This window comes from Azospirillum sp. A29, from assembly GCF_042604625.1.
GTDB lineage: Bacteria > Pseudomonadota > Alphaproteobacteria > Azospirillales > Azospirillaceae > Azospirillum > Azospirillum palustre.
In genome coordinates this window covers 1-26,264 of record NZ_CP170468.1, presented here as the reverse complement: position 1 = coordinate 26,264, position 26,264 = coordinate 1, and the positions used below count along the sequence as shown (strand labels likewise).

The following is a 26,264-nucleotide window of genomic DNA, read 5'->3' as shown; positions in this document are numbered from 1 at the left end:
TGAACCAGCAATGCTGGGTCGGCAGCATGAACCCCTCGTAAAGAAGTACGCGCGTCCGTGCGGCCCTTTGTAGGGCTGCATCACGCGTGCCTATGACTGCAAGCTTTGGTCTCGTAGGAGCAGTCGGCGGTCGCTTTGATCCCGAAGAAGCGGCTGGCGCGCGGCGCGCGCGCCGGTGGCGCGGACTGCGCGCGCGCTGCGCGCAGCGCCGGCGCGCACCATGGCGCGCGCGCCAGCGACCTGTTGTGGGGTTAGGACACGCGCGCGCCGGACCGCGCGCGCTCCGATCCCGAGCTGGCGCGCGGCGCGCGCGCACCGATGGCGCGGAGTGCGCGCACGCTGCGCGCAGTGCCGGCGCGCACCATGGCGCGCGCGCCAGCGACCTGTTGTGGGGTTAGGACACGCGCGCGCCGGACCGCGCGCGCTCCGATCCCGAGCTGGCGCGCGGCGCGCGCGCACCGGTGGCGCGGAGCGCGCGCACGCTGCGCGCAGTGCCGGCGCGCACCATGGCGCGCGCGCCAGCGACCTGTTGTGGGGTTAGGACACGCGCGCGCCGGACCGCGCGCGCTCCGATCCCGAGCTGGCGCGCGGCGCGCGCGCACCGGTGGCGCGGAGTGCGCGCACGCTGCGCGCAGTGCCGGCGCGCACCATGGCGCGCGCGCCAGCGACCTGTTGTGGGGTTAGGACACGCGCGCGCCGGACCGCGCGCGCTCCGATCCCGAGCTGGCGCGCGGCGCGCGCGCACCGGTGGCGCGGAGCGCGCGCGCCGGCGCGCACCATGGCGCGCGCGCCAGCGACCTGTTGTGGGGTTAGGACACGCGCGCGCCGGACCGCGCGCGCTCCGATCCCGAGCTGGCGCGCGGCGCGCGCGCACCGGTGGCGCGGAGCGCGCGCACGCTGCGCGCAGTGCCGGCGCGCACCATGGCGCGCGCGCCAGCGACCTGTTGTGGGGTTAGGACACGCGCGCGCCGGACCGCGCGCGCTCCGATCCCGAGCTGGCGCGCGGCGCGCGCGCACCGGTGGCGCGGAGTGCGCGCACGCTGCGCGCAGTGCCGGCGCGCACCATGGCGCGCGCGCCAGCGACCTGTTGTGGGGTTAGGACACGCGCGCGCCGGACCGCGCGCGCTCCGATCCCGAGCTGGCGCGCGGCGCGCGCGCACCGGTGGCGCGGAGCGCGCGCACGCTGCGCGCAGTGCCGGCGCGCACCATGGCGCGCGCGCCAGCGACCTGTTGTGGGGTTAGGACACGCGCGCGCCGGACCGCGCGCGCTCCGATCCCGAGCTGGCGCGCGGCGCGCGCGCACCGGTGGCGCGGAGTGCGCGCGCGCTGCGCGCAGTGCCGGCGCGCACCATGGCGCGCGCGCCAGCGACCTGTTGTGGGGTTAGGACACGCGCGCGCCGGACCGCGCGCGCTCCGATCCCGAGCTGGCGCGCGGCGCGCGCGCACCGGTGGCGCGGAGTGCGCGCGCGCTGCGCGCAGTGCCGGCGCGCACCATGGCGCGCGCTGTGCGCGCCTCTGCCTGTCGAGCGCGCAAGTCTTCAGCGACCGCGCGCCTACAATGATGACGGAGAGGTGCGCGCAGACTCAACACGCCCCAGCGCAGGCACGACCGAGGGCGTCAGCCTGAGGCAGGTGCGCACTCTTGGCCGGGCACCGCGTCTCACCCTGACGGAGAGCTTGGCTGGGAGAATGGATCAGCTGTCCAGCAGCTTGCCAATCGGTGGTCGCGACGGATGCAGGATCACCCCAGCACCGCTATTTGCGATCTCGACCCGCGCATCGGGATAGGCTGCCAGTGCCACCGTCAGAGCCTCGAGGAAGGGCCGGCGGAAAAATCTCGGTTCCTTGAAGCCGCCGCCGAACTGCGCATGGAGAGCGGTCCACGACACCGGCATCGGCTTGGCCAAGGCATGCAGCCGGTAGGCGAGCCAAACATAGATGTCGAGGGACATGGAGCGGTCACGCAGATGCCGGACCGCGGCGTCGAGCAGGGGGACCGGATGCTGCCGGGCGGTGTGATAGAACACCTCGTCGAGGATCACGGCTTCGTCGAACAGGCGCGGCAGGGGTCTGTCGTCGTTGTCATCGAAGATCAGGCCGCGGCGGACAACGCCGCCTTTATCGAACCCGGCAGCACCACCTTCAGCCTCCCAGAAGAACTTCATGGAGCAGGCGGCGATCCGCATCGCCTGCTCCCGGAAAGCCTTCGCTGTCTCGCCGCCGACCGATACCCCCATGGCCTCCAGCCATGCCCGCATTGACCGCCCGAGGGCGATCTCCCGGCTGTTCGTCCTGACGGCCTGGGTGATGAGATAGATCAGGATCATCCTGGCTCGGGCGCCATAGGGCACACCGAACAGCCGGAGGTGATCGCCGATCTGCAGCCGACCAGGCTCCACGACCAGCCGCATCTTGTGTCCCACACGTTCCCACGCCTGATCGTCGGGAATCCGGCGATGCGGGAGAGCGGTCAAACACAAACCCGAATATGTGTAGCCATGGGTGCCCTGCTCATCGCCAAGAACCCCTGCCGCGATGTCAACAAGGTTGGCGTCGGCGCTGGAAAGGGCAGCCTCCCGGCCGCCGGCGATGATCACGTCGTGTAATTCACCCATGGCGACACACGGTGACGCCTCCGGATACTCTGCGTCAAGTGTGGGGTTGGGGCACGAAGCCAGTTGGAGATAGTAGATTCTCTATTAGTTGCTTTGTGTTCCAACCCCACGGGATAACCCGGCTCCGCGTGTCCCAACCCCACGGACCCGTGTCCCAACCCCACGGGACAAGCCGCCAGCCTGTGGATAAGCGGGGGAGCGGGAGAGCGGCGAGCAGGCCGTTGGAGTGGCTGTTCCCACCCTTGCCTGGCGAATCGGAGAATGGACGGTGGTGGCCATCGTCGGAACGCCCACCGCTTCCGGATTGATGGCTTGCCCCTCCTCGAGGGAGGCGGGAACGCTGTCGGTACATGGATGACAAGCTCGCGATGAGCAACGGTCACGAATGGCTGCAGCCCCGGCGTCACCGCGACATGGTACAGATCCGTCTGTTGATGTCGCCGCCCCCGCTCCGCCCCTCGCAACTGGAAAGGCGTCTGCTTCGTCATGTTCATCATCTCCGAGGCGGAGACCGCCGCGGTGCTGGCCGCCTATCGAAGAGCCGGTGAGTGGGCGGCGGTCGTCGAGCTGCGCCGGCTGTTCGCCGGCATTCAGGACAACGCGTCAGCCCTCCGGGCGGTGCGGGCCATCGTGTCCCGTGCCGCGGCGCTGGAGCGATGATCCGCGGCCACGTGAACGCGCCAAGCAGACTTCGGGAACAACGCCTGTGAAGCGGGGACGTCACCGCCCCTCGTACTCCAAAGAGCGGTGAAGCGCCTCGGATCCGGCGCAATGGTCGCCAAACCAACGGCAGATCACCTCGCCCCGCTCCGGCACCCCCACCACCGCAGGATCACATCTCGATCCCGCGGTACCGCGTCGATGCCAGGAGCTGTTCGGCGCTGCTCTTCACCCACTCCGCGGTCCATGCGCCTTTCCCGTTGGGGGTCTTCCTCAAATACTGGAGCAGGCCGGCAAGTTGTTGCAGATCCGCCGGATCGGGCCGCTGCCGCAGGACGTCCAGCTCCCGTTTCTGGCGGCGGATGGTGTCCTCATCGTCCAGCAACCGGGCAATGAGCTGGTCCGGAGTGGCCGGCTTCCCATCGAGGGCGACGCCCGTGCGTTCGACCTCCCGTACCACCTCGCGCACCAGGGGCGGGCGGGCCAAAACCGCGGCGGCCTCCTGGCGCGCCCGGTCACGCTCCTGTTCCGCCATGGCACGGGCCTGTTTGTCGGCGTGCGCCACCCGCCGGGCCTGCCGCAGCGCCATCAGCAGCCGGACCGCGGCGCCGGCGGCGCCGGCGGTCACGTCCCAGCCGTCCGGCAACTCCACCTCCAACTGCGTCGCCAGGTCGGCGGCGGTCTGGCGCTGCTTTGGACTGGGCGGCGGCGCGTTGGTGCGCGCCCGCTCCTCGGCGATGGTGGCGCGCAGCCGCTCCGCGCGGTCCTTCCACACCAGGAGCTGATCGAGAATCGGCTTCATCCGGGCCGCCGACACCCTACCGCGGCCGGCGCGGACCGCCGCGACCTCCATCGCCAGAGCGACATGCCGCGCGGCCGCCGCCGCACCGGCGGCGCAGCGCCGCTGCTCGGCGACATGGGCCTCGCGGGCTTGGCGAACCGCATCGGCCTCGCTCTCGGCCATCCGGTTGGCCAAGCCGAGACCATGGTCGCTGGCGCGTGCCCGGTCGGGCGCGCGCAGCGCCACCTCGGGCCGTCGGCGCTTGGCCGGACGATCGATGCCGGTTTCGGCGAGGCGGCCGCCATGCCACGCCGCGGCGAGCTGGATGCCGCGCTCCTCCGCCACCGCGTTGATGGCGGCAGCCACCACCTCGCGGCGCCAGGCGCGCAGCGCCGCCGGGCCGGCGAGGACCGGACGCGCGCCACCGCCGCCCTTCACCCCGGAACGCCCGGCCGGCGCGGCCTCCCAGGCGCCATCGGCGCGCCGGCTGCAGTGGCGCGCGGCGACGGTCATGTGGAGGTGGGGCTGATACTCGCCCTTGCCGTTGCGCGCGTGCACCGCCCAATGAGCAGGGTGCCCGGCCTGCTCGAACCAGGCGGCGATGCGCTCGGCCACCGCGCGGCGCGCGGCGGCATCCATCTCGCAAGGAAGCTCGGCGATGACGCGCCGGGCGACCACCCCGTTCTTGCGCGTGGTCGCATCGGCGCAGGCGTCGAGTGCCGCGCGCATCTCGGCGCGCCCCTGCCCCCCTTCGCTCTCCAGCTCGTCGGCGCGGCTGCGGTGGCGCTCGACACGCGCGTCATAGTCGAGCCCGCCGGCCGCGCGCCGCGCGCCGCCATTGGCGTGGGTGATCGAGGTGACGCGCGCGTGGAAGGTCCGGCCGCCTCGGCCGACACGACCGGAGGCTTTCGGCGCGCGCGCGGCGACCTCGCGGTAGCGGCCAACTTCCCAGTCCTCTTCGGCGCGCGCAGGCATGCGCTCCTCCACCCTTGACCGTTTTGACAGTGATCCATGCCCAAATACCTTTTTGATGAAAAAGTAATTGGGCATGGATCACTGTCTGTTGGGGTAGGCTATACCGAAATCGCATGCAATTCCAGGAGGGATCAGAAGCCAAGACCATAGTGCGCGCGGCTGTGGCGGGAGCTGCGCGCGCCGGATGCTGACGCGCGCAGCTTTCATGGACGAGGCTCAGTCTCACGGCTCAGCCACAGCGTATGGCCACATCCGAGACGTCATCGCGCGGCACGCCCGGCGCGCCTCTCGGATGCACGCGCGCTGCCGCGCGCGCCCTTGCTGGTCCCGGCGCGCGCCGGTGGCGCGCCCGCGCGCAGACGCCGCGGCGCGGGTGCCTGTCCCGCGCGGGGACCGCCGCCCAGCAGACCGGGATGCATTCTGTCGACGCGCACGGCGTCTTGGCGGGCCGATGGCCGACCGCATGGTGGCACGGGCAGAAAGCCGGGACGCGGCTGGGCGCTGCCGGTGCGTTCGTCAACGGCGGGATCCCCGGCGCTTTTGGAGCGGCTGTTCCGCGCGGCACCGCCCAGGTGCGCATGACGGAACCAAGAGCTTCTTGAACGAGCGCGACCGTCCCACGGTTTGGTCGATCGCCCACTCCGACGCGCAAGATCTCAAGCCAGACTGCGCGCCAGGCCAGTGCCGCTTTCAGACAGATGTCAGCCATCGGCCCGTCGGCCCTTGGGCAATCCGCACCTTGCAGCGCTCACGAGAGGGAGTTCGGCAGATCGGACGGAAGGAGGCGGACGGCGTCGGCGCATGGCCAGCATCCAGACAATGAAGCGACCGGAAGCCCCTTGCATTCAGCAGGAGCATCGGCGTTCCCTGCATTGCATCAGGGTGGCTCCCCCAGACTATGGCCCTCTGAGCGACTCGGGGGACGGACTATCCAAAATTCCACTCGTGGCTGCCCAAGGAGCTTCAATAGCGGAAAGAAAGCCTAGGAGAACAGAAAACTCTCTGCGCCAGTCTGTGTTATGCCTGAATGAACTGCCGGGAAACTGGCATAACACAGAACAGAATAAAAGTCAATAATTCATACCCCATTCTCTTGTATTCTGTTGACCTAGTCGTCACTCCCGATTCTTCCTTTTTCAGAAGAAAGCGCTTCCCGCTTTTTGCTAATAAATGAGGAGTGCGATGGAAAAAATCAGATATCTGATCCGGATTACCGAAGAGGAAGCCAAATCCGGAAAATATAACCTCGTCATTCTGGAGAATTGCGACGAGGATAGCCTGATGGATTATCATGAAGGAACAGCACAAGTTCACTTGCTGACAACGCGTGGTCAGATGTTCGAACACAACATCGACCGCCTTAGTGACGCACTTTCCGGAATTCGCAAGGAAACGAAACGTCGCTTCCGCCGTATGTTCTGGTTTTCCCCGTTTGGGGGATCCGGGTCCGAATGCGCCGAACTGATCATGGATCTGGAGAAGGTGCGGGAAGCTTCTTCAACGCGTGCTCACCCCACTCCCCGGGAGAGCGACGCCCAGCCAGAGCCCCCGCGTTCGGTGACCCGCGACCATGGCCCTGTTCAGCCTTCTGCCACCGAGATGACGCGAACTGCGAAACTGGTGGCTCCCCCTCCCGCAAACCTTCCTCCTGCACAATCACCGCTGCAAGTGCTGACCTTGGAGCCGGATGACTATGGCGACCTGAAGCGGTTGCGGAAACATCTGCTCAGTGTGACCGACGAGGACATCCGTCGGCAAGAGCTGACGCAGGTTGCGGGGATCAAGAGGATCTGGGGCGATCGCCTCAACCTAGCCCCTGAGAGCCTGACAGCCGAACAAAAGATTGTCCGGGCTTTGGCGGTTGTTCGTCAGGAAATGGCCGCACGGGGCATAATCGATTCTGGCAAGCAGTCGCTGGGGCAAAAAGAGGAGGCGCTGTTCCGGCAGGATGTCCAACGGCGTCGGCAAGCCAACACCAATCGGAACCGGGGGTACGAGATGTGAGGCCGGTGCTCTGACCGCTTCACTCGTCTTCGGCAAACAAGCCGCGGCTTTCGAGACGCATCTCGAGGGCCGCGGGTGCCATCTCGGCCTTCAGCCGATCAAGACGGGCGCGCACCCAACAAACGAACCGGCCGACCCGGGGCGGGATCTCCATCCCGGCAAGCGCCGCGTCGAGGGCGATGACATACCGCTCAAGCTGAAGGATGCGCTCATGTTCGACGATCAGTTCGTCGAGCGCCGCGCTCCGCCGCCTTTCCAGCGCGGCACGGCGCTCGGCCTCCGCCCGCCGGCGCGCCTGCTCTTCCGCCTCCCGGCGCCGCCGCTCGTCGGCGTCCCGGTTCTCCCGTTTGGTGACCGCCATGGCGACGACCTCGGCGACGATCGTCACCGCCATCGCCTCGAGTTTGCGCCGGCCGTGGTCGGCGTAGGTGCGGCGCATGGCCGGTCCCCATGGACTGTCCCGACGGACGCGGACCTCCTCCAAACGCACGGCGAGACGGCCCTGATGACACTCCTCCCATTTCGGGATGTGCGGCCGTCCCCATCCGAAGGCATGGCCATAGCGTTTCCGGTCAGCCTCCTGCTTTGCCTCCCAGACCGCGAGCGCCTGGAGCTCGGCCGGGGTGGCGGTGTGCGCGACCTTGTCGGCGACTTCCACGAGTTCGACGGTGACCGTCTCCCCCTCCACCTCGAAACGGGCGGAGCCCTCCCGGGCGTCGAGGACGACGCCACGGCTGGCGGCGGCGCGCGCGAGGTCATCCAGCACCACGCCCACCCGGTCCACCGAGACTGGGCGGGCCGTGACCTGGATGACGCCGGCGCCGCGGACGCTCACCAAGCCCTGGGCGTCCGGCTTGGCCTTTGCCAACTTGGCGAGAGTGGCGTCGACCAGCCGGTCGCGCGGCGCCGGAACCGAAACCGTCGCGGGCTCCGTTCCTGCCCTCACCGCCTCGCGTGCCGCGGCGGCGGCCGGACTGACAGCCAATCCCAGCCCCGGGTGGATAAGGATGCGGTCGCTACCGGTCCCATCGGACGGCCGCGACGGCAGCGGGATCACGCGCACCGGCTTGTTGTGGGCCTTCTTCATCCAGTGGCCGCAGGGCGGGGTCGGCACCTCATGCTTTTTGCAGAGCGTCTGGAGCGCCGTGCTCGACAGCCCGAACTCGGCCGCCAGTTTGGTCATCGGCCGCTCCCAGACCAGGGCATGGAGTTCGGCGCGCGTCAGGACGGTCGTCATCGGGAAATCCTCCCCCCTTCGCAGCGCGTCCTCCCGGATGCCGACGGTCCCTCCTCCCGAAGCGCCTCCTGGCCTCCCCTTCGAGGCTGGACAGGGCGCATCGCTCGGTGTTTGGCTGACGGGCTCTGCGTGACCAGGTCGGAGGGAGGCGGTGATGAGTGTGACCCTGCGGTTCCGCGAGGAGGGGCCTGCGTTCGAACGCGCGAAGGCCATTGCGGACGAGCTCGGGCTATCGATCGAGGGTTATCTGCTGGCGTGCATTGCCGAGGGGCACAAGATCCTGCGGGCCCGCGCTCCATCAACTTGGCTGGACCGCGAGGAACCGGCCTTCGTCCGACGCGGCCTGCCGCCATCCATTGCTCTGGCTGTGGTGGACTGAACAGGACGGGAGACGTCATTTGCCTCGCCGGCTGCCGCTCCGCGACTGCCCCCGCAGTGTGACGGTCGACCCTTTGGGCGCCTGAGGCCGACACGGAGTGCGGGATGGAAAAAGGACGGTCCATCGCAGTCTCCGGTCCTGACTGCCGGCATGAGCGGCGCTGAAAAGCGCTGTGCGCGCGTCAACAGGGTTTCAGCACGCCGCCACCCGCCCGACCGGGTCACACCGGACGATGCTTACGGTCGGCAAGCGTGCCTACTTCCTCGCAGGGCGGTTCGAGGGAAGGATCAGGATAACGGAAAATCTCCAGCTCAGCACCCCTGGTCAGCGCTCCTCGCAGCAGGCGTGTCCTCACGCCAGAAATGCAGCTGTTCGGGCAGCGCCGCCCGCCAGTCCAGGACCGCCTGTGCAGCGTGCGCCATGGCAGCGGGCACGGGGTCGGTGGCCTCGTCGACGGCTTCGGCTCTTGCCTGCCATCTCGCATGGCATGCGGACCATTCTGCCGTCGAGGACCAGCTGCTTGGGGTCAGGATGCAGAGATAACGATTTGGCTGCGGAAGCGGAGTCGGCAGGGATGGCGGGTGCTGTACCAGGATCGACTCCGCCACAGAGGCGGCCGGCTCACCCCGTGGGGTGAGGCAAGCCCGTTGATGACGCTTGAGTGCCGGATCGTTCACGCGTCCCTCTCCTTATTAGCCCTTACCATTGATGCGGCGCGCGCAAAGGCGCGCGTCTCCGCATGGGATGGCCAGCTAGCTTTCGCCAGATACCGGACGTTTGCCCGAGAGCAGCCCGAAGGGCGGCTGCTTCGCCGGGCCGGTCACTGACGGCGTTAACGCGGCCGTCACTTCCCGAACCCCAGACGCCAATTGGATAAGCTCCAACCTCCTCTGCGACCCAGCCGGCGAGGTCTCGGTCCAGCCCATACTGGACGGACCCGCGGGCTTGAAGGCCGGGGTCGGTGAAGGGGGCGGTTTCGTCATCATGGAGGCGTCCCTCGCGAAGGTTGAGGCGAAAAGCTTCGTAATAAGAAACGGCCCTGACTGCTGGCATGGGCGGCGCTGGAAAGCGCTGTGCGCGCGTCAACAAAGTTTCAGCACGCCGTCCCCCGCCCGACCGGGTCACGCCGAAAGCGATTACTGCTGGCGAGCGTGCCGACGTCCTCGCAGAACGGTTCGAGGAAGGTCAGGATAACGGAAAATCTCCAGCTCGGCCCCCTTGGTCAGCGTGTCCCCGGTTCGCGCTTGTCCTCACGCCAGAAATGGAGTTGCTCCGGCAACGCCGCCCGCCAGGTCAGGACCTCCTGAGCCGCGTCGAGGCAGTCTTGCGCCCTCGGATTGTTCGGGTGTCTGGCCACGAGCTGCTCGCAGCTCGCGCGGTAAACAAGCCAATCCTCCGTCGGTGCTTCACGCCCAGGATTGTCCAGCAACCACGGGACCGGCCCCGTCACCGGCTTGGTCGGCGTTCCCGGCGGATGCTGTGCGTAGACCGAGTCCAGCATCGAAGATGCCGGCATCCCCTGCATGTTGAGCAAACGCCGCTGCATCCGAAGCGATAGCGTCAAGGCGTTGGTATTCATTATCAGTCCTCACGCCAGAAATGCAGGTGCTCAGGCAGCGCCGCCCGCCAGGTCAGGACCCTCTCGGCCTCCTCCAAATAGGCCGCCGCCAGCGGATTGCCCGGGTTGCGCTCCACCAGCCTGACGCAGGTCTCGCGGTAGGAACGCCAGCGGGAGGTCGGCGCGTCCCGGGTCGGGTCGGTGATCAGCCATTTCACTTGGCCCGGCCCCCCCGTCGGAGTGCCCGACGGATGCTGCGCGTAGAGGGATTCCTCCGGCGTCGAGGCCGGCACGCCCTCGATCGTCAGGAAGCGCCGCTGCGCCCGCGACGGTGGATTGGACAAGGTGATGTTCATCGTCCCTCTCAGTGTCGTCGTTGATCAGGGTTTTCTGCCGGTCCGCCGCGGCGCGATCACGGCGCCGATCCGGCTGCGTGAGGTCCGCCCCACCCCACTATCCTCGGCAAAGTCACGCCAGCGGTCCACTGCGCCGCGCACCTGGTCGATGATGCCGGTGACGTCAGCCGACGGAATGGAGAACTCCGCCGCCATCGCCCGCAGCTGCCGCTCGCCCGGATCCCGCCCTTCGCCCAGGGTGGCGGTGGAATGCTCGCCCCCGGGTCCGTCCGCATAGGTCAGGTCGTAGGCGGGCGCCAAGGACCAGCTGCCCGTCCGGTCCATCAGATAGGCGAACTGGCGGCCATGATCATCCCGATTGTGGGCGAACACGTTGAAGGCGGCGCGCCGGAACATCTCGACCACCTGCCGGTGATCCTTGGTGAGCTGGAAGGTGAGGATCATCAGCGTCTTGTAGTCCAGGCTCGGCTGCCGGAAGTCGGCGTGGAGGTGGCCGCAGGCGGAGTGGAGGTGGGTTCGGCCGGCCGGACCGACACGGTCGAACCGCTGCGCTGCGAAGTAGGCGGGCGTCTTCGGGCTTCCGCTCGGCAGCAGGCGGGTGGGCGGCAGGGTCAAACCGGCGGCGCGCGCCATCCCGGCATAGGCCTGCTCGATCGGACCGATGTCCGCCGGGTCGTCCTTGCCACGAAACTTCACCAGCCAGTGCGACCAGCCCTCCGGAGCCACCAGGGCGCCATGGATCAGGTCGCCACTGCAATCGTCACGGCAAACCACCGCCTTCGGCCGGGCGCCGCCCGGGGAGCCGCCCACCCGCAGCAAGGTGGGGAAGAGCGCCTCGGGCGCCCCTTTGAGGACTTGGCGGCTCTGCGCGGCGATCTGGTCGAGATCGATGGCGCCGCTGTCCACGGGCTCCTCGGTCTCCGGCCGGTAGACCAGGGCGCCCATCGCCCATTCTCCCATGCAGGCCAGCATGTCGAGGGGCGTCAGCGAGAGGGGATTGACCTTGCTGGCGGCGGCCCGGCGATGGATCAGCAACCGCCCCCACCCGTCGGGCAGGCTGTCGTCGAACACGCCGTGGAGGCCGGAGAACGGCGCGTCCGGTCCTTGCAGAACGCCTGGGCGTGGGCTCCGCAGAAACCAGGACAGCATCCGGCCAGAGGCGAGGAAGGCGTCGTCGAATTCGACATAGATCTTCCCGTCGCGGCTGGCGAGGCGGCCGACGGGCTCCTCGTCGCCCTCCCCCCAGCGCAACGACACCGTGAGAACGCCCACATGCTTCATTTGGCCACCGTCCGGCGCTTGCCCCGTTGCCGCTTCTGCCGGTCGATCACCTCATCGAGGCTGCGAAACTCCGGTTCCGGAAACAGCGCGCCGAACGCCTCGATCGCGTCGAGCACGACGGCGACGCGGATCAGCGCATCGAACGCCAGCTTGCCGCTGGCCTCGAACCGCCGCAGCGTCCAGATGTTCACCCCGCTGCGGTCGGCGACCTCCTGCTGGGTGAGCCCAAGAGCGACCCGGCGGGCGCGGGCGCGGACGGCCACACTCCGCGCCACATCCCCAGGGGTCATGAGGCTAAGTGGGATCATGAAGCAACTTACCCCAGGAATTTTGTAATAAATTGGATTATGTTCCAGCTTATGTCGGGAAACAAGGTATGAGCGCCATGGCGGGATTTGCCGGAGCGCTATGGGACGTTCGGCACGGTGTCGGGCCGGCATCTGGCAGCGCATCCTGGAAGCCTTGCAGGCCCGTGCCGACCGCCAGGGTCGGGTGGACTGGAGCCTGCATTTCGTGGACAGCACTGTGGTCCGCGCTCATCAGCACGCCGCTGGCGCCCGGAAGGCCAGCGGCGAAAAAGGGGGATCAACGGTGAGGCGCTGGGCCGATCGCGCGGTGGCTTCTCGACCAAGGTCCACATCCGCGCTGAGGGTCTCGGCAAGCCGGTAACCTTCACTTTGACCGGTGGCGAAGTCCACGAAAGCAAGGCATTCGCCACGCTGATGGGGACCGGTTGGATCAGGCGGTTGGGCCGCGGGCGACCGCGCCCCAAGCCCGACCGGCTGGCCGCCGACAAGGCCTACAGCAGCGACGTCATCCGCTCCGCCCTGCGACGGCGGAGCATCACGCCGGTGATCCCGACCAAGAGCAACGAGCGGCCCGACCCGGCTTTCGACCGCGATGCCTATCGGGAACGCAATCGCGTCGAGCGCCTGATCAATCGGTTGAAACAGTTCCGCCGGATCGCCACTCGGTATGAGAAGCGAGCCGCCAACTATCTCGATATGATCACCATCGCGGCGATCCTTCTATGGCTCTGAACTTTGCCGACACGACCTAGCCCAATCACCGCAGCGGTGGTGGTACAGAGTGGTAGGGTTAGAAGCGTAGTTGACCATATCAGTGCGGCCTAGAGCACCTATTATCTTTATTTTGGCAGACAGAGAGGCCGTTACCGCAGATACTGTAGCGCTCAAGAACGGCGATTCAATGATACTCCTAAATATTTTTAATATAATAATAATTAGGAAAGTTGCCTTCTAACCCTGTGAAAACATAATTTTTTGAAATAATCCTTAAAAATCAAAAGTGTTCTTTTGAACCTCCTCAATCTCAGGGGTGTCTTCTCCGCACAAGTTGTAGATAACATCTCCTCCATGTAACCGTATAATTTGCTCTACGAAATGCCTATTTTTAATAGCCTCCTGAACGTCATACCCAACAATTTCCCCGTCATACCCATAATCAACCATTATGTTATGATAGGCTTCAACTGTCCGCGCCGAAGGCAAAGCGCGAATTTCAATGTAAATTGCATCACTGACTGGATCGTGGTTGAGCTTGATCATTTCATATATCTTCGAAAGCGTTCATTACAGTCTGCCCATCAGGCTCAATTATGAGCCGGATAAAGCGCTCAATGCTCGGCGCATACCCCCAATAACGTGTTCGTTTAGTTTCCGTCTCAAAATCCCGACGCTTTGGGAATTTCATGATGTTGGAAACGTCACTTTGTGTCAGTTGGCAAAGATATGGACGCCGAGTGAGGACATTCAACGCAAAATACCGCGTTCTCCAAAAGGGCGGCGGTGGAAGGGAGGGAGGAACCGTCATGCTCGTAGTAGCTCACAATCGACTTGACACAACCAAAACGTAGTATGGATTCTTTTTAGTCGGTGCACAAGCCGAACAAGAAAGCTAGGTGCAGATTTTTTCGCGAGTTAACCATTAATCTAAGAGCAGCTAGCTCAACTGCAACGTCCTATAGGGTCGCATTTTTCGGCTTTGGTAGCTATCCGAGACATGTGTTTCGCAATTTCAGTGTTCAGTTAAGCATCGGCACTTGGTATTGCTGCTGTGGATGTAAAGTAAGCGTCGTCTGTGGGCTGCGGCGTGAATGGGTTGCCGTCGCCGTTGACCCTACTCTGGAATGGTGATGTTCCAGGGCAGGAGATCTGCGATGCGGTTGATTGGGTGATCGGCGATGCAGCCGAGCACATGGCGTAGGTAGGCCTGTGGATCGAGGCCGTTGAGCTTGGCGGATTCCACGATGGTGTAGATCGCCGCGGCGCGCTCCCCACCGGCATCGGAGCCGGCGAACATCCAGTTGCGTCTTCCTATGGCCAGCGGCCTGATCGCTCGCTCGGCTGCATTGTTGGAGTTCTCCAACCGGCCGTCATCGACGTAGCGTGTCAGCGCCGTCCAGCGCGAGCGGGCGTAGCGGATCGCCTTGGCCAAATCGCCTTTGCCGGGGATACGCGCCAACGCGGTGTCGAGGAAAGCGGCCAGCTCGTCGAGAATGGGCCGGGCTTCCGCCTGGCGAACCCTGCGGCGTTCCTCGGCCGGTTGGCCAATCAGGGGACGTTCGATGTCGAACAGCCTGCCGATCCGCTTCAGTGTGTCGGCGGCCAGGGGCGAGCCGGTTTCGGCATGCTCGTCGAAGAACTTCCGGCGCACGTGAGCCATACAGGCCACTTCGGCGACAGCGGCCTCGTACAGGACATCGAACCCGGCATAGCCGTCGGCATGCAGGTGCCCGCGGAAGCCGGCCAGCTCCCGTTGCGGATGTTCGCCCTTGCGGTCGGGGGTATAGCGGTACAGCACCGCAGGCGGGTCCTGTCCGGCATGGGGGGGCGCTCGTCGCGCAGGTAGACCCACAGCCGCCCCGTCTTGGTCTTGCCGCGTCCGGGATCGAGCACAGGAACCGGCGTGTCGTCCGCGTGCGGCACCGAACCGGCCAGCAGCGAGCGCTCCAACTCCACGCCTTCGCGGGCGTAGATGGCCGATTGCCGATAGAGCGGCAGGTGATCGCAGTATTTGGCGATCAGCACATGCGCCAGCAGCCCGGCCGAGGGCAGGCCGCGCTCGATGGGCAGCGACGGCATCGGCGCCTGCACCATGCCCTCGCAGCACCGGCACGACAGCGCCGGGCGGATGTGGCGGATCACAGTGAAACGCGCCGGGACGTAATCCAGAACCTCGCGGACATGCTCGCCCACCGGACGCAGGGCGCCGCCGCAGGATGGGCACGCGTCATGTGGCGCGTGCACGATCTCGGTGCGCGGTAGGTGCTCCGGCAGCTTGCGGCGGCCGGCCTGGGCACGGCCCTCCGGCGAGGATGCCGGCGGCTTGGTGGAAACGGCCGGCATCCCTTCGGCAGCCGCTGCAGCCTCCAGGTCCTCCAGCGCCAGTTCGAGCTGGTCGATCTCGCGGTCGATCTTCTCGGAGGAGCGCCCGAATTGCATGCGCCGCAGCCGGGCCAACTGGACCTTGAGCTTTTCCACCTCCAGCGCCTTGGCCAGCAAGCCGGCTTTGGCAGCGGCCAATTCGGCCTCGCTGGCTTCACGGCATTGGCGCTCGGCGGCCAACTCCGCGGCCTGCGCGGCGATGATCGCGCGCAGCGTCTCGATGTCGGTGGGCAGCGGCTCGGCGGTGGCGGACATGGCCGGAGTCTACCCGATCGGCGGCTCCCGGAAGAGGAACGATCACCGTCCCGGCGCCGATCGTCGGCGGGCGTGGCGGCCGGGACTCACCCTGCCGTCTCCGGGCGCCACGGGCGTTGCGGCGCGTGCCAGTCCATGCCCTCGAGGAGCATTGAGAGCTGAGCCGGGGTGAGCACCGCCACGCCTTCGCGGCTGATCGGCCAAATGAAGCGCCCCTTCTCCAGGCGCTTGGTAAACAGGCAGAAGCCCTGGCCATCCCAGTAAAGAACTTTCACCAGATGACCTTGCCGGCCGCGGAAAACGAACAGATGGCCGGCGAAGGGGTCCTGCTGGAGAACCTGCTGGGCGAGCATGGCCAGCCCGTCCATCCCCTTGCGCATGTCGGTGGCACCCATCGCCAGATAGACCCGCACCCCGGCGGGAACCGAGATCATGGAGCATCCAACGCGCCGACCAGCCGGCGCAGCGTGGCGGGGGCAATGTCCTCGGCGACCCGCAGCACGCGACCGTTGGAGAGTACCACCTCGACCAGGGCGGCACGGTGCTCGACGGGCGGCGTCTCCGGCGCCGACGGTGTCATCACAGGAGACGGCAAGCCAGCGGGTGCCGCCTCCAGGACATGAACGGGCACAAAGCCCGGCGCCTCAGCGGACAGTTCCCCGCTCTCGAGTTGTCGGCGCCAGCGATAGATCAGGCTGGTGCACACGCCGTAGCGGCGCGCCACCGCGGCGACGGCGCCACGGCCGCCGTGGGCTTCGCCCACCAAGCGGATCTTCTCCTCGGGCGAATAGGTCCGCCGCCCACCGGCGCCGGTGATGACCTCGATACGTTGGACTGCCACAGTGCAAACCACGCTGCTTGCCACGATGCCAAGCCGGCAACACCAACCAGTGCCGCCGACGTCCAGCTTTCACCACGCGGCACACTGCTCCTGCAAGGCAGCCCACAGACGACGCTTACTTCTCCTTGGTATTTCCGCCTGAGGCTTTCGACAGAGCAAGGTGCTCTAAGACAAAGGCGTACCGGGGCATGGGAGTAGGTTTGCCCTACGGCCATCGTGAGAGTGTACGAGCCACTTATGTATTAAGAATAGATAATAGTCATACCTAATACGTCCGGCAACATACACGCAATCTGTCAAGTATTGATTTTTGCGCACGGGGATCAACGTCAGCGGCAAGATGCCACAGTCGCCTTGCCTCTCGTGTTAGATTAAATATTGTTCCATTAATATCAGAAATACTGCTCTTTATATCGTTGATATCTCTTCTCATTATACTTTGACTTCTATCTCTCCCCGGATAATTTTTGTATTTATCAGGGTTTATTTTTTCGGCAATTTCCCACATTTTATTAATTCGATCTATTTCTTTATTAATTCTCTCAGATTCTCCTTCTAATCTTATAATCTCTTCGCTAAGTCGTTTTGCTTCACTAATAATTCTATCACCTTCTCTGATAAGTCTGTCGCTTTCATAAAGCAAAGCAGACTCAATCCCATCTCCGTTATCAATCTCACTGGAGATAATTTTCTGATCAGTAGCATAAGCACCATGCGGCGCACATATATAGGTAATCAATATTAATATAAATCGTGCGCTTTTCATTGTAAATCTCCTAAGATTTCCGAAACATATCTTGAAACATCTTTCAAATATGTCTTAATGAAATTTTCAAGGATACCTCTCGTGCATACTATACTAGACCCCATATCCTTCATATAAATGAAACCACCAGCCTCAAGCCCAATAAGTACTTTTCGCCAGCTCTCTTGAGACGCGATTTCAATGTGAAGTTTTGCAATATCGGTCTGACTAAATCCTGTCATTTCTGGTATATTACTAAATGTCGAAATTTTCTCAATAGATTGTCTAGAAAATATTGCTTGTCTAGCATCTTCAGCCGTAATATTTGATAAAGAACTAACCTTTTTCAAGGTGTTACCATTTTTGTCTTTGTATTTTTTGCTATTATTGATTTTGGAGGACTCTTTTGTAGGTGATGCATCTATCGTTTCAGCAAGATTAATCATTGCTGAATTATGATTATCCAAATATTTCTTAATATTAACATCACCACGAATACCCAATTCTTGTATTGAAAAAAGCCACTCTGCAAAATGGCGGCTTTCTTCCTTTTTAACTATATCTAAACAATCATCTTTCTTTATAGAATATCTTTTTAATCCAGATTTATCTTTATCGTAGTCTGAGTTATCTTTACCAGAAATATAATTTTCTGCAAAACTAATCATATCAGAAACCAGCTTGGCTTTACAATCTGCCAATGCGCACAATACTGAGAACTCAGCGCTAAGTAAGCAATCATTAGTTGCCATACCGCGAACCCCTTATCATTCTCGAAAAAAATACCAAATCCCAGCAACACCAACAAACTGAAATTTGGGAGACCTCCAAAAAAATTGGAGAAGCACAATTTTTCAGTAGATAGCCTTTTACTTTTTTGATGATCAAAATAAAATACTTTCTTCCGACAATATTGTTTGAGAACAAATTAAATGAAATTTGAACAAAGCGTTAATATGTGGGATAAAAGCTTCACCACAACACGGGAGATGAGAAGTCCAATACGGAAGTCTCTCTCCAGAGAAATGATGGAGCCATAAAATGAAGTCGATCATTCGCACTGCCTGCCTCACTGTCATCTTCGCCGCCACTCTCGGTTCTTCCCAGGCAGCTTTTGCCTGTTCGTCGGGGTTCTTGGCGGACCTTGCTTGCAGGGCGGGCATCATTAAGAAAGAAACCGCACAGGATCTGGATCGGCGGCACGCCCAGATGGGGCGTCCACTCGACAGCGCTTACCGAGCGGGGCTCAACAGCGTCGTTCCGGGTGCTGGCGACGCTTGGCGCCTGAATGACGAAATGAAGCGTCGAGGTGTCATCCGCTGAGTCTCCTTTGAAGAGATTGACACCTCCTTTGTGACCTTAAGAATTACAGCTCCGGATATCGACTAAGAGCGCGGATCAAAACCTCCCCTCCGTGGGCTCAAGCCATTGAGTTTGCTCAGCCCACCAGAGGTTTTGATCGGCACTCTAACGCCCTTACCTAAGCAGTTTTGTCCGGACCGGGCCACAAATGGCTTGGCTCGGGCAAAACTGCTTATATTGGAGAAGCGCGCGATAAGTGTTCGCTGAACAACGCGAAGGATGAATTGAACCGGAACGGTGGCTTGACTCCTGCCTCTCAGTCCAGTTGCTCAAAACCTGTCCGAGAAGAAGTTGAACCGAATGAATCAGTTGTGATGCAAAGGTGCTTCCAGGACGGAGGCAAGGATGTGGACGCCGGAGAAACGCGAGTGGCATGATCGCAGCGGGCTGCGCTACCCGAGCGACTTGAGCGATGAGGAATGGCGGATCGTCGAGCCGCTGGTCCCGCCGGCTCGGCGCGGTGGCAGGCACCGCAGCGTCGATCTTCGGGCGGTGCTGAACGGCGTGCTGTACGTTCTGGAGACGGGCTGCCAATGGCGTCACCTGCCCAAGAACCTGCCACCGCGCAGCACGGTGCATGACTATCTGCACCTATGGGCCTGGGAAGGAGCGCTGGAGCGCATCCACCATGACCTGTACCAGCGGGTCCGCGCGGCGGAAAAAGGGGGCTGCGGCGGATCCAGTTGGCTACGACGCGGGCAAGAAGATCAAGGGGGTCAAGTACCACATCCTTGTCGACACGCTAGGACTGCTCCTGAACGTCGCTGTCCACCGTGCCGATATCCAGGACCGCGACGGCACCGCCCTGGCCCTGGACAAGACAACCCGCGCGCTATTCCCCTTCATCCAGGTGATCTTCGCCGACGGGGGCTACCAGGGGGACGTCGCGGCCAGCAAGGTGAAGGAGGCCGGCGACTGGCGGCTGGAGATCGTCAAACGCTCCGATCAGGCCAAAGGCTTTGTCGTGCTTCCGAAGCGGTGGCTGGTTGAGCGAACGCTGTCATGGCTCACACGTTGCCGACGCCTCGTGCACCACCAGCCAGTCGAACAGATGCCGCACCGCCGTCAGCTAAGCGCTGCTTGGCCATCGGGGCCGTGTGGCTGCGCGTCAGTCCCTCGATCCAGGTCGCGACGTGCAACGGCTGCACCGCAGTGAGCGACGGCACCCCGGCGGCCTCGCACCAAGCCAGGAACTCACCGGTGGCCCGCACGTAAGCCCGCCGGGTGTGCGGGTTGCGGATCTCGGCCGCGAAGAACTCCAGAAACCGGACACTCGCCCGCTCGCCAGCGGCGATGACGATTTGGGGCAGGGGGTGATTGGAGAGAACATCCGGGAGCGTCACCGGGAGTCCTTTCGCCACCACGCGGTCAGCCGTTGCCACAGAGCCGGCAGGTTGATGCCGACACCGTGATACTCCGGGGCGAGCTTCCAGACCTTATCCTTGGCACTCAGCTCTGCGAGCTTCTCGTAGCCTTTGCCGGTCAGCCGCTCGATCGCGAAGACGAACGCCGCCTGATGGCGACCGAGCACGCACCCAGCTTCCAAGAGCAGCATGAGGTTCATGCGGGCCATGGCGGCCGACCAAACCTTGCCGCTGGGGCCGAAGAATGCGCCATTGCACAGGTCGATGTCGAAGACTGACGCCCCTTGTTTTCCTTCGATGTGCCGCAGCAGATCGAGGGTCAACTCGGCATCATAGGTCGCCAGTCCGTCCAGCCCCTGCATTCCCGCCTCCCTCTTCATGCGTCCCGCCGGCGCGTCGATCTGGGTCATGCGGTGCTTAGATTTTGGACGGATCAAGATTGGCTGCCCGGAGCCGTCCGGCGATCTTCTTCATCTTCATGAACTCGGTCCCGAAAGAATCACCGATGCCAAGGGCCTCGCAAAACTCCTTGCGGGAAACGTTCTGGAGGACCTCGGCATACTTGATCACCTGGAGATGCAGTTCGGCGACGTAACCGTTGCGCGGTGCTCCCTCGATGGCTGCTTTGATGGTCTTGAGGGCTTCGGTGGCAGTCATCGCAGGGCTCCTTCAGGGCTATCCATGCAGAGAGCGTAAGCGACGCCGTAGCTCTTTGCAATGAGCTAATAGCTATGAGCTCAAAGCTCTGGAACCGGTTATTGCTGATAAAGGACATTATCACAGGTGGGAGGGACGAGGGTCGCTCCGGACAGCGTGATGACGTGAAAATTTTGAAAACGCCTATTGCCTTTCTAAGAGGTAAATGCCAATTTGTGTGAAGACACAGAAAACGGGATTTGCCTCATGTCCGAGACCAACGCTGACATCAGCGCTGAAGAGCGCGCCCAGATGTTTCACGAGAGCTATGACAGTGGTTTTGATGCCGGCACCACCCTCGCCGATCTGGTGATTGCCGCCGGGGACTTCCTGACCCGGATCATTGGAGCCGACACTGTCGATGCCGGTATGGCCCGGATTGTCGAGCCGGTCGTCACCACGTCCGGCACCCCCATGGACAGCCCAAGCGACTGGCGTCACGCGCTCAAGGAGGCCAGCAGCAACTGCTTTTCCGAATGGCCGCTCGGTGCCCGGCTGCACGACCTGACCGCCTACGCCGTCTATGGCATCGTTCTCGATGGCAGCGAGGATGCGGAGGAGCGCGCACAGCACCTCGAGGAGTTGGTGACGGAGGCTGAAGTTTTCGCCGCCCAGGCTCCCCTCACCGCCTGGGGCCTCGCCACCCCCGCCAGCTCGCACCTTCTGCGTCTGGTCCGCCTCGCCAGCAACCGCTGGGCCCTCGATACCGGCCGGCCGGTCGAACCGGCCGCTTTGGCCGAGTTCGGCGGCGTCTCCGAGGGGCGCATCCGCAACATGATGTCCGGCACCAACCGGGCCTTCACTGCTCAGGATGGCCGCATCCCGGCCGTTGAGGCGTTGGCCTGGCTGGCTACCCGTAAAAAGGAGTTTTGGACCTCAATCTGGCGCGAGCAGCCCCTGCCGCAATACGAAGATCGCAACCGTCCGCCATTGGAGGAGGCGCTGTTCGTTCCAGTTGCCCGCGACGGCTCTGTCTTCCATCCAGGACTGCAACGCGGCGCCGGCTACACCATCGGTCCCAAAGGAAAGGAGCGGCAGATCGCCGATTTCGCCGAAGCTCTTGCTAAGCTGCAGAGCATGCCGGTGCCCTACTGGCGCCGCCCCAACACCCAAGGGAACTGGGGCATCGTCAGCGGCATCAGCTGGGACCGCTATGACGCCACCGACCTCGCGATGCTCGCCGCCCAGCCGCTCCCAATCGCCGCGGACACGTCCCGCGCCTGATCGGCGCCGCCTCTGCCGGAGCCCTCCCCATGCTTGAGCCCCACGACTTCACCCGTCATGCGCGGGACCGCGTCACTGCGCGTGCGTTTCCGCCCCTGGTGGCCGAACTCATCCTCGACTATGGCGAGTCCCGCGACGCCGGTGATGGCGCCCGCACCTACGCCCTGACCCGCGCCAGCATGCGCACCCTGCGCCACCGCGCCGGCCCCACCCTCGTCAAGGCACTAGAGCCCTATCGCAGCCGCAACGCCTACGTCATCGCCGCCGCCGGCCGGGTCATCACCTGCGCCTACGCCCCCAAACCCCTGTTCCGCTAGGAGTCGTCATGGACACCCCCCTGTTCACCCGCTTCGCCCCCCTCCTCCGCGACCTCAGCGACGACGCGCTCGAAGCGGAGATCCGGCAGCCGCAGCGTCTGCTCCTCGACAGCCGTCTCCAGGGCGGCAAACGCATCGACGTCGCCTACGCCCCATTCGAGCACGTCACCCCGGGCGCCCGGATCGTCCTGGTTGGGTTGACGCCAGGCCGCCAGCAGATGGGCAACGCCCTACGCGAAGCCCGCCGCGCCCTCCGCCAGGGCCTGAGTGCCCCCGACGCCCTCGCCGCGGCCAAGGTCTTCGCCAGCTTCTCCGGCCCAATGCGCAGCAACCTGGTTGCCCTGCTCGATGGCATCGGGGTTCATAGCCTGCTCGGGCTCGCCTCGACCACCTCCTTGTGGGGTGCGGACGCTGGTTTGGTCCACTTCACCTCGGCGCTGCGCAACCCGGTGTTCGTCGACGGCGCCAACTACAGCGGCGCGCCGTCGATGCTGACCACGCCCCTCCTGCGCGAGCAGCTGCAGGCTGGCTTGGCCACTGAGCTGGCGACGCTGGCCGGGGCTCTGGTGGTGCCGCTCGGGCCCAAGGTGGCCGAGGCGGTGGAGGCCCTCGCCCGCCAGGGGGTGCTCGATCCTGCCCGCGTCCTCGCCGGCCTGCCCCACCCGAGCGGTGCCAACGCCGAGCGCATCGCCTTCTTCCTCGGCCGCAAGCCGCGGGCGGCGTTGTCAACCCAGGTGGATGCCGACAAGATTCTCCAGGCCCGCACGATCCTCGCCGCCAAGGTGGCCGCGCTTGGCTGAACCATCCCGGACGAACTGGATGCTCGATGCGGAACGCCAGACCAGCATCATGCTGCTGGCCCTCCGGCTTCAAAGTTACGACGTCATGGATCGTCGCGTATGACGGGGGCAGCTGATCAGGCGGGATGGGCAGCGCGCATGAGCTTCGCCAAATCCAATTCGCCCTCTGCGCCCCAGCCGGCCGTGCCAGCCTTCACCTCCGGCCGGAACGCTTCGTACAGGCGGAATGCCTGCCGGGCGAGGTCCGCCGCTGGGAGAGAGTTGGCCAGCACCGTCATGGCTTGTTGCACCTCCTCAAGATCCTCTCCGAACTTGCTGCCCAGGTACCGCTCTACGCTCGCCGGCGTGATTGGCTTACCTTGGCGCACCGCGCGCAGGCCGTCTTTGGTATGCACGGCGGGGATCGATCGCCCCATGAGGTCGATGTGGATCTCCTCGCCCTGCTGGAGGGCCTTGCGCTTATCGCTCACCGTCTCTGGTGTCGGCTCATCAATCCCCAGCCGGACGCCTTTGGCCTGCGCCGTGAGGCCCGACAGCGCCTTGCCCAGGGTGAGGGCCTCATCGCGGTCCAGGCCCAACCGTTCCGCCACCACGGCGGCCCACAGCGTCAGCACCGGTGCCCTGTTGATCATGATCTTGCGGTGCGATGACGACATCGTCTCACCTTGGCGTTGATCCCCTCTCCTGAACGAGGCTTCAGCCTGGCGGTTCCTCTAAGGGGGGCAGAGCGGGTTCAGGCGGCCAGCGTGCGGCCACATAAGTGGTGGACCCGGCAGGATTTGAACTTGCAACCAGACCGTTATGAGCGGCCAGCTCTAACCGTTGAGTTCCGGGTCCGTTGAGGGTGGTGCGCCTGGAGGGACTTGAACCCCCACGACTTGCGTCACTGGAACCTAAATCCAGCGTGTCTGCCAATTCCACCACAGGCGCCTTGGTCGGAGCGGCCGGATTCGAACCGGCGACCCTCTGCTCCCAAAGCAGATGCGCTACCAGACTGCGCTACGCTCCGTCACAGGGTGCCAGGTGAGGAAATCGATCCCCAGCATCCTCGCTGATCATAGCCAGCAAGGCGCTTGATATACTTGGGCACCACAGAGGCGCTCAAGCGGAAACGACAAGAAATTGGTGAGGGCAACGGGACGTCAGGGCCCCGACGGTCATCCGCCCTTTAGCCGGTCTGTACGCGGTTCAGCTTGATTGAGGTTTTCCCGCCGATCGAGGGCCTTCGCCCTGGAAACGATCGCCTGCACCGCCTGGAGGGCTGCATCATTGTCTTGGATGCCGGTGAACAGCCGGCGCAGTTCGCCTACAGCCTCCCACTCGCCACCTGTTTGGTAAGGCCTTCCGTCCAATCTATGTGAGCCGTGCCGACACGCTCGTGGACGGCACGCCGGAGCAAATCCTGCTGCACAACGAGACGGGGTTACGGCTATGCCACTGGTACCCCGCTCGCTAAAAGGGGTGACAGCGAACGCCGTTCCGTCCCTAACTTACGACGTCGTAAGTTGAGCGGCTCTGCGACAGAACTTACGACGTCGTAAGTCGCCTACTCACCCAACAGGGTGTCGATGCGAGCACGCATGGCGCGCAGATATGCGCGGTGCTCCTCGGCCAGCGACGGGGCTGCCTCTTGCAAGCGGCTGAGGTCGCTGGCCATCTTGCCCAGGCTCTTGCCAATCGCCTGGGGCGTCCAGCCGGTGGCGCGGCTGGGGGCGGCCTGCCCTGCCTTCTTAGCGGCGCGCAGGTCGCGCACGGTCAGTCCGGCTAAGACTTGCGCCCATAAATCCCGGATACGGTCTTCATCGTCGAGCGTCGCCAGCTCCACCAGAACGGAGCGGCTGACGCGGCTGGGTTCCTGGCGGTAGGTATCGAGGATATCTGTCGGCAGCCGCAAGACGGACAGGCGGCGGGACACCTCCGCCTCAGCGCAGCCGAGCATCGCGCCGACCTCGGCCATCCGATAGCCGTGGGTCTCCATCAGCCGCTGCAGGCTGCGCGCGAGGTCTACCGCATCCAAGTCGACGCGCTGAACATTCTCGATGAGCGCGATCTCTTCCGACCGCCCCTCGGTAATGATGGCGGGGATGGTCGCGCGACCGAGCAGCTGGTGGGCTCGCCAGCGACGCTCGCCCGCCACCAGTTGGTACCGGCCGGGTTTGTCGGTCGTCTTCACCAGGATGGGCTGCTGCAGGCCGATTTTTCCGATGCTGTCCGCAAGGGACTGTAAGGCCACGTCGTCAAACACCGTCCGCGGCTGGTCCGGATTTGGCGTGATGCCAGTCACATCAGCCTCGATAAGGCGGGGCAGGGTGCCTGACAAGCCGAACAGCTTGTCGGTCTCCGATGTCTCGGCGGGGGCGCTGACTGGCGCCCGCTCGGCGCGCTTGAACTTAGGTGGCATGCTGCACCTCGCGCAGGCCGGCGGTGACCATCAGGCTGTCAGCGATGGCGACGAACGTCTCCAGTCCAGGCGCGCCGGGGTCGCCGGCCAGGGTTATCATATTGGCGGCCGACGCTTGGGAATAGACGGTGGAGCGGGGGATTGGTTCGAACAGCGGGATTTGCGCGCCCCACTGGCTGTGTAGCTCGTCCAGCGAAGCCCGGTCCTGCGACTGGCGGGCCGTGTACATCGTCGGCACGATTCCCAGGAAGCGGAAATCCGGGTTGGACCGGCGCCGAATCTTCGCCACCGTCTCCAACAGGTGTTCCAGACCAAGAATGGCATGGGCCTCGGTCTGGCAGGGGATCAGCAGCAGCTGCGCCGCGGCGAGCGCGTTGCTGGTGACCATGCCCAGCGCCGGGGCGCAGTCGATAACGATAAAGTCATAGTCGGCCCGCGCGCTCGACAGCATGTCTGCCATGGCGCCGATTCCGGTGGGTTCGTGATAGAGGTCGGCCTCTGCCGCCGCCAGGGCGATGGAGCTCGGCACCAGATCAAGGCCCGGCACATCGGTATGCAGAATGACGTCGGTCAGCGGCGTCTTGCCGGTCAGTGCATGATAGTGGGTGCGGCCCTGTTTTGTCAGCTCCACCACCCGCTCCTTCGTCACGCCGACATGCACCGTGGCGTTCCCCTGGCTATCGGCATCGACCAACAGCACGCGGTTGTCGGCCCGCGCCAGCACATAGCTCAGATTGACGCTGGTCGCCGTTTTGGCAGTGCCGCCCTTCTGCAGTGCGACAGCAACGGTCACTGCCGGTCCATGCCGCTGCGGCCGGTCCAGGCCAAGAGCGGCAATGGCCAGGGTGCCGGCTACGTCGCGCGGCACCTTCTCCCGGTCCGTCTCCCAACGGCTCACCTTCTGCTTGTCATAGCGCCGGCTGAGCAGGTCATTCAACCACACGGCAAACTCGGGCTGGGTTTTGCCCAGTCGCTCGCGCAGCGCGCGCAGTTCCTCTCCGGTCAC

General features: G+C 64.1%; 24 protein-coding genes, 3 tRNA genes and 4 pseudogenes. 9 read left to right on the top strand and 22 right to left on the bottom strand.

Annotation, left to right across the window (positions count from 1 at the left end):
- Positions 1-1,694: 1,694 nt before the first annotated feature.
- Entirely contained in the window at positions 1,695-2,597 is a 903-nt protein-coding gene (locus tag ABNQ38_RS33995; RefSeq protein WP_377811174.1) for a replication protein RepA, read from the bottom strand.
- Positions 2,598-3,101: 504 nt separating this feature from the next.
- On the opposite strand from ABNQ38_RS33995, the gene ABNQ38_RS33990 reads away from it, so the two are divergent.
- Complete coding sequence (locus tag ABNQ38_RS33990) at positions 3,102-3,275, top strand: hypothetical protein (protein WP_377811173.1); 174 nt, start codon at positions 3,102-3,104, stop codon at positions 3,273-3,275.
- A gap of 172 nt (positions 3,276-3,447) precedes the next feature.
- On the opposite strand, the gene ABNQ38_RS33985 is transcribed toward ABNQ38_RS33990, so the two are convergent.
- The gene (locus ABNQ38_RS33985; protein ID WP_377811172.1) at positions 3,448-5,031 is read right to left on the bottom strand and encodes a hypothetical protein; all 1,584 of its coding nucleotides are present in this window, start codon (positions 5,029-5,031) and stop codon (positions 3,448-3,450) included.
- A 1,182-nt stretch (positions 5,032-6,213) separates the two neighbouring features.
- Between ABNQ38_RS33985 and ABNQ38_RS33980 the strand changes: the two genes are divergently transcribed.
- On the top strand, positions 6,214-7,035 hold the full coding sequence (locus ABNQ38_RS33980) for a hypothetical protein (protein ID WP_377811171.1): 822 nt from the start codon (positions 6,214-6,216) through the stop codon (positions 7,033-7,035).
- 19 nt (positions 7,036-7,054) lie between these two features.
- On the opposite strand, the gene ABNQ38_RS33975 is transcribed toward ABNQ38_RS33980, so the two are convergent.
- Positions 7,055-8,272 carry a hypothetical protein gene (locus tag ABNQ38_RS33975; RefSeq protein WP_377811170.1) on the bottom strand — a complete coding sequence of 406 codons (1,218 nt, stop codon included), beginning with the start codon at positions 8,270-8,272 and terminating at the stop codon, positions 7,055-7,057.
- A gap of 154 nt (positions 8,273-8,426) precedes the next feature.
- Here ABNQ38_RS33975 and ABNQ38_RS33970 point away from each other — a divergent pair, with 154 nt between their 5' ends.
- Positions 8,427-8,651, top strand: a complete 225-nt coding sequence (locus tag ABNQ38_RS33970) for a hypothetical protein (RefSeq protein WP_377811169.1) — start codon at positions 8,427-8,429, stop codon at positions 8,649-8,651.
- A gap of 1,222 nt (positions 8,652-9,873) precedes the next feature.
- Here ABNQ38_RS33970 and ABNQ38_RS33965 read toward each other — a convergent pair.
- Genes ABNQ38_RS33965 through ABNQ38_RS33950 form a run of 4 tightly spaced genes read right to left on the bottom strand, consistent with a single transcriptional unit; the run spans position 9,874 to position 12,109 of the window.
- The gene (locus ABNQ38_RS33965) at positions 9,874-10,230 is read right to left on the bottom strand and encodes a hypothetical protein (protein WP_377811168.1); all 357 of its coding nucleotides are present in this window, start codon (positions 10,228-10,230) and stop codon (positions 9,874-9,876) included.
- Positions 10,231-10,232: 2 nt separating this feature from the next.
- Positions 10,233-10,565, bottom strand: a complete 333-nt coding sequence (locus ABNQ38_RS33960) for a hypothetical protein (protein ID WP_377811167.1) — start codon at positions 10,563-10,565, stop codon at positions 10,233-10,235.
- Between the two features lie 24 nt (positions 10,566-10,589).
- A complete protein-coding gene (locus ABNQ38_RS33955; protein ID WP_377811166.1) occupies positions 10,590-11,846 on the bottom strand; it encodes a type II toxin-antitoxin system HipA family toxin in 1,257 nt (418 codons plus the stop codon).
- Entirely contained in the window at positions 11,843-12,109 is a 267-nt protein-coding gene (locus ABNQ38_RS33950; RefSeq protein WP_377811175.1) for a helix-turn-helix domain-containing protein, read from the bottom strand. The genes ABNQ38_RS33955 and ABNQ38_RS33950 overlap by 4 nt, the downstream gene beginning before the upstream one ends.
- On the opposite strand from ABNQ38_RS33950, the pseudogene ABNQ38_RS33945 reads away from it, so the two are divergent.
- Positions 12,062-12,886: pseudogene (locus ABNQ38_RS33945) on the top strand (IS5 family transposase). The gene ABNQ38_RS33950 and the pseudogene ABNQ38_RS33945 sit on opposite strands and share 48 nt — an antisense overlap.
- Positions 12,887-13,141: 255 nt before the next feature.
- Here the strand turns inward: ABNQ38_RS33945 and ABNQ38_RS33940 are convergent.
- The 6 genes and pseudogenes from ABNQ38_RS33940 to ABNQ38_RS33915 form a co-directional block, all read right to left on the bottom strand.
- Entirely contained in the window at positions 13,142-13,414 is a 273-nt protein-coding gene (locus tag ABNQ38_RS33940; protein ID WP_377811165.1) for a DUF2283 domain-containing protein, read from the bottom strand.
- Between the two features lie 571 nt (positions 13,415-13,985).
- A pseudogene (locus ABNQ38_RS33935) lies at positions 13,986-15,508 on the bottom strand (IS66 family transposase).
- An 86-nt stretch (positions 15,509-15,594) separates the two neighbouring features.
- Positions 15,595-15,942 carry an IS66 family insertion sequence element accessory protein TnpB gene (tnpB, locus tag ABNQ38_RS33930; protein WP_377811164.1) on the bottom strand — a complete coding sequence of 116 codons (348 nt, stop codon included), beginning with the start codon at positions 15,940-15,942 and terminating at the stop codon, positions 15,595-15,597.
- Positions 15,939-16,373: a transposase gene (locus tag ABNQ38_RS33925; protein WP_377811163.1), complete on the bottom strand. Its 435-nt coding sequence runs from the start codon at positions 16,371-16,373 to the stop codon at positions 15,939-15,941. Before ABNQ38_RS33925 ends, tnpB begins: the two co-directional genes overlap by 4 nt.
- A gap of 241 nt (positions 16,374-16,614) precedes the next feature.
- Positions 16,615-17,115, bottom strand: coding sequence for a hypothetical protein (locus ABNQ38_RS33920; RefSeq protein WP_377811162.1), 501 nt, complete (start codon positions 17,113-17,115; stop codon positions 16,615-16,617).
- Positions 17,112-17,846, bottom strand: coding sequence for a hypothetical protein (locus ABNQ38_RS33915; RefSeq protein ID WP_377811161.1), 735 nt, complete (start codon positions 17,844-17,846; stop codon positions 17,112-17,114). Before ABNQ38_RS33915 ends, ABNQ38_RS33920 begins: the two co-directional genes overlap by 4 nt.
- Positions 17,847-18,135: 289 nt before the next feature.
- On the opposite strand from ABNQ38_RS33915, the gene ABNQ38_RS33910 reads away from it, so the two are divergent.
- Together ABNQ38_RS33910 and ABNQ38_RS33905 are read left to right on the top strand one after the other, a co-directional pair.
- Positions 18,136-18,417, top strand: coding sequence for a hypothetical protein (locus ABNQ38_RS33910; RefSeq protein ID WP_377811160.1), 282 nt, complete (start codon positions 18,136-18,138; stop codon positions 18,415-18,417).
- 384 nt (positions 18,418-18,801) lie between these two features.
- Positions 18,802-19,483 (top strand): annotated as a pseudogene (locus ABNQ38_RS33905) (IS5 family transposase); the annotation flags it as partial.
- Positions 19,484-19,489: 6 nt separating this feature from the next.
- On the opposite strand, the pseudogene ABNQ38_RS33900 reads toward ABNQ38_RS33905, so the two are convergent.
- The 3 genes and pseudogenes from ABNQ38_RS33900 to ABNQ38_RS33890 form a co-directional block, all read right to left on the bottom strand.
- Positions 19,490-19,766: pseudogene (locus ABNQ38_RS33900) on the bottom strand (site-specific integrase); the annotation flags it as partial.
- Between the two features lie 29 nt (positions 19,767-19,795).
- A complete protein-coding gene (locus ABNQ38_RS33895; RefSeq protein ID WP_377811159.1) occupies positions 19,796-20,230 on the bottom strand; it encodes a hypothetical protein in 435 nt (144 codons plus the stop codon).
- 7 nt (positions 20,231-20,237) lie between these two features.
- Complete coding sequence (locus ABNQ38_RS33890; RefSeq protein ID WP_145691100.1) at positions 20,238-20,477, bottom strand: transcription factor; 240 nt, start codon at positions 20,475-20,477, stop codon at positions 20,238-20,240.
- A gap of 246 nt (positions 20,478-20,723) precedes the next feature.
- Between ABNQ38_RS33890 and ABNQ38_RS33885 the strand changes: the two genes are divergently transcribed.
- From ABNQ38_RS33885 to ABNQ38_RS33875, 3 genes are read left to right on the top strand one after another with little or no spacing between them, the layout of a single operon-like run.
- A complete protein-coding gene (locus ABNQ38_RS33885) occupies positions 20,724-21,740 on the top strand; it encodes a hypothetical protein (protein ID WP_377811158.1) in 1,017 nt (338 codons plus the stop codon).
- Between the two features lie 29 nt (positions 21,741-21,769).
- Positions 21,770-22,057, top strand: a complete 288-nt coding sequence (locus ABNQ38_RS33880) for a hypothetical protein (protein WP_377811157.1) — start codon at positions 21,770-21,772, stop codon at positions 22,055-22,057.
- An 8-nt stretch (positions 22,058-22,065) separates the two neighbouring features.
- Positions 22,066-22,857 (top strand): hypothetical protein, encoded by a 792-nt coding sequence (locus ABNQ38_RS33875; protein WP_377811156.1) that lies wholly within the window; start codon positions 22,066-22,068, stop codon positions 22,855-22,857.
- Between the two features lie 116 nt (positions 22,858-22,973).
- Here the strand turns inward: ABNQ38_RS33875 and ABNQ38_RS33870 are convergent, their stop codons facing one another.
- The 6 genes from ABNQ38_RS33870 to ABNQ38_RS33845 all read right to left on the bottom strand — a co-directional run bounded on the left by ABNQ38_RS33870 (position 22,974) and on the right by ABNQ38_RS33845 (position 26,264).
- Positions 22,974-23,513: a hypothetical protein gene (locus tag ABNQ38_RS33870; protein WP_377811155.1), complete on the bottom strand. Its 540-nt coding sequence runs from the start codon at positions 23,511-23,513 to the stop codon at positions 22,974-22,976.
- A gap of 105 nt (positions 23,514-23,618) precedes the next feature.
- Positions 23,619-23,694 (bottom strand) — tRNA-Ile (locus ABNQ38_RS33865).
- Between the two features lie 8 nt (positions 23,695-23,702).
- Positions 23,703-23,787, bottom strand: a tRNA-Leu gene (locus ABNQ38_RS33860).
- 2 nt (positions 23,788-23,789) lie between these two features.
- Positions 23,790-23,866: transfer RNA gene (locus tag ABNQ38_RS33855), tRNA-Pro, on the bottom strand.
- A gap of 537 nt (positions 23,867-24,403) precedes the next feature.
- Entirely contained in the window at positions 24,404-25,258 is an 855-nt protein-coding gene (locus ABNQ38_RS33850; protein ID WP_377811154.1) for a ParB/RepB/Spo0J family partition protein, read from the bottom strand.
- Positions 25,248-26,264: an AAA family ATPase gene (locus ABNQ38_RS33845; RefSeq protein ID WP_377811153.1), complete on the bottom strand. Its 1,017-nt coding sequence runs from the start codon at positions 26,262-26,264 to the stop codon at positions 25,248-25,250. Before ABNQ38_RS33845 ends, ABNQ38_RS33850 begins: the two co-directional genes overlap by 11 nt.

What these genes read in the sequence shown, in the direction of transcription:
- ABNQ38_RS33910 (WP_377811160.1), top strand. Translation starts at nt 18,136, where the DNA reads ATGAAGTCGATCATTCGCACTGCCTGCCTCACTGTCATCTTCGCCGCC.
- ABNQ38_RS33980 (WP_377811171.1), top strand. Translation starts at nt 6,214, where the DNA reads ATGGAAAAAATCAGATATCTGATCCGGATTACCGAAGAGGAAGCCAAA.
- ABNQ38_RS33965 (WP_377811168.1), bottom strand. Translation starts at nt 10,230, where the DNA reads ATGAATACCAACGCCTTGACGCTATCGCTTCGGATGCAGCGGCGTTTG.
- ABNQ38_RS33985 (WP_377811172.1), bottom strand. Translation starts at nt 5,031, where the DNA reads ATGCCTGCGCGCGCCGAAGAGGACTGGGAAGTTGGCCGCTACCGCGAG.
- tnpB (WP_377811164.1), bottom strand. Translation starts at nt 15,942, where the DNA reads ATGATCTCGGTTCCCGCCGGGGTGCGGGTCTATCTGGCGATGGGTGCC.
- ABNQ38_RS33895 (WP_377811159.1), bottom strand. Translation starts at nt 20,230, where the DNA reads ATGACCCAGATCGACGCGCCGGCGGGACGCATGAAGAGGGAGGCGGGA.
- ABNQ38_RS33850 (WP_377811154.1), bottom strand. Translation starts at nt 25,258, where the DNA reads ATGCCACCTAAGTTCAAGCGCGCCGAGCGGGCGCCAGTCAGCGCCCCC.
- ABNQ38_RS33890 (WP_145691100.1), bottom strand. Translation starts at nt 20,477, where the DNA reads ATGACTGCCACCGAAGCCCTCAAGACCATCAAAGCAGCCATCGAGGGA.
- ABNQ38_RS33970 (WP_377811169.1), top strand. Translation starts at nt 8,427, where the DNA reads ATGAGTGTGACCCTGCGGTTCCGCGAGGAGGGGCCTGCGTTCGAACGC.
- ABNQ38_RS33960 (WP_377811167.1), bottom strand. Translation starts at nt 10,565, where the DNA reads ATGAACATCACCTTGTCCAATCCACCGTCGCGGGCGCAGCGGCGCTTC.
- ABNQ38_RS33885 (WP_377811158.1), top strand. Translation starts at nt 20,724, where the DNA reads ATGTCCGAGACCAACGCTGACATCAGCGCTGAAGAGCGCGCCCAGATG.
- ABNQ38_RS33875 (WP_377811156.1), top strand. Translation starts at nt 22,066, where the DNA reads ATGGACACCCCCCTGTTCACCCGCTTCGCCCCCCTCCTCCGCGACCTC.
- ABNQ38_RS33920 (WP_377811162.1), bottom strand. Translation starts at nt 17,115, where the DNA reads ATGAAAAGCGCACGATTTATATTAATATTGATTACCTATATATGTGCG.
- ABNQ38_RS33940 (WP_377811165.1), bottom strand. Translation starts at nt 13,414, where the DNA reads ATGATCAAGCTCAACCACGATCCAGTCAGTGATGCAATTTACATTGAA.
- ABNQ38_RS33880 (WP_377811157.1), top strand. Translation starts at nt 21,770, where the DNA reads ATGCTTGAGCCCCACGACTTCACCCGTCATGCGCGGGACCGCGTCACT.
- ABNQ38_RS33975 (WP_377811170.1), bottom strand. Translation starts at nt 8,272, where the DNA reads ATGACGACCGTCCTGACGCGCGCCGAACTCCATGCCCTGGTCTGGGAG.
- ABNQ38_RS33990 (WP_377811173.1), top strand. Translation starts at nt 3,102, where the DNA reads ATGTTCATCATCTCCGAGGCGGAGACCGCCGCGGTGCTGGCCGCCTAT.
- ABNQ38_RS33915 (WP_377811161.1), bottom strand. Translation starts at nt 17,846, where the DNA reads ATGGCAACTAATGATTGCTTACTTAGCGCTGAGTTCTCAGTATTGTGC.
- ABNQ38_RS33870 (WP_377811155.1), bottom strand. Translation starts at nt 23,513, where the DNA reads ATGTCGTCATCGCACCGCAAGATCATGATCAACAGGGCACCGGTGCTG.
- ABNQ38_RS33955 (WP_377811166.1), bottom strand. Translation starts at nt 11,846, where the DNA reads ATGAAGCATGTGGGCGTTCTCACGGTGTCGTTGCGCTGGGGGGAGGGC.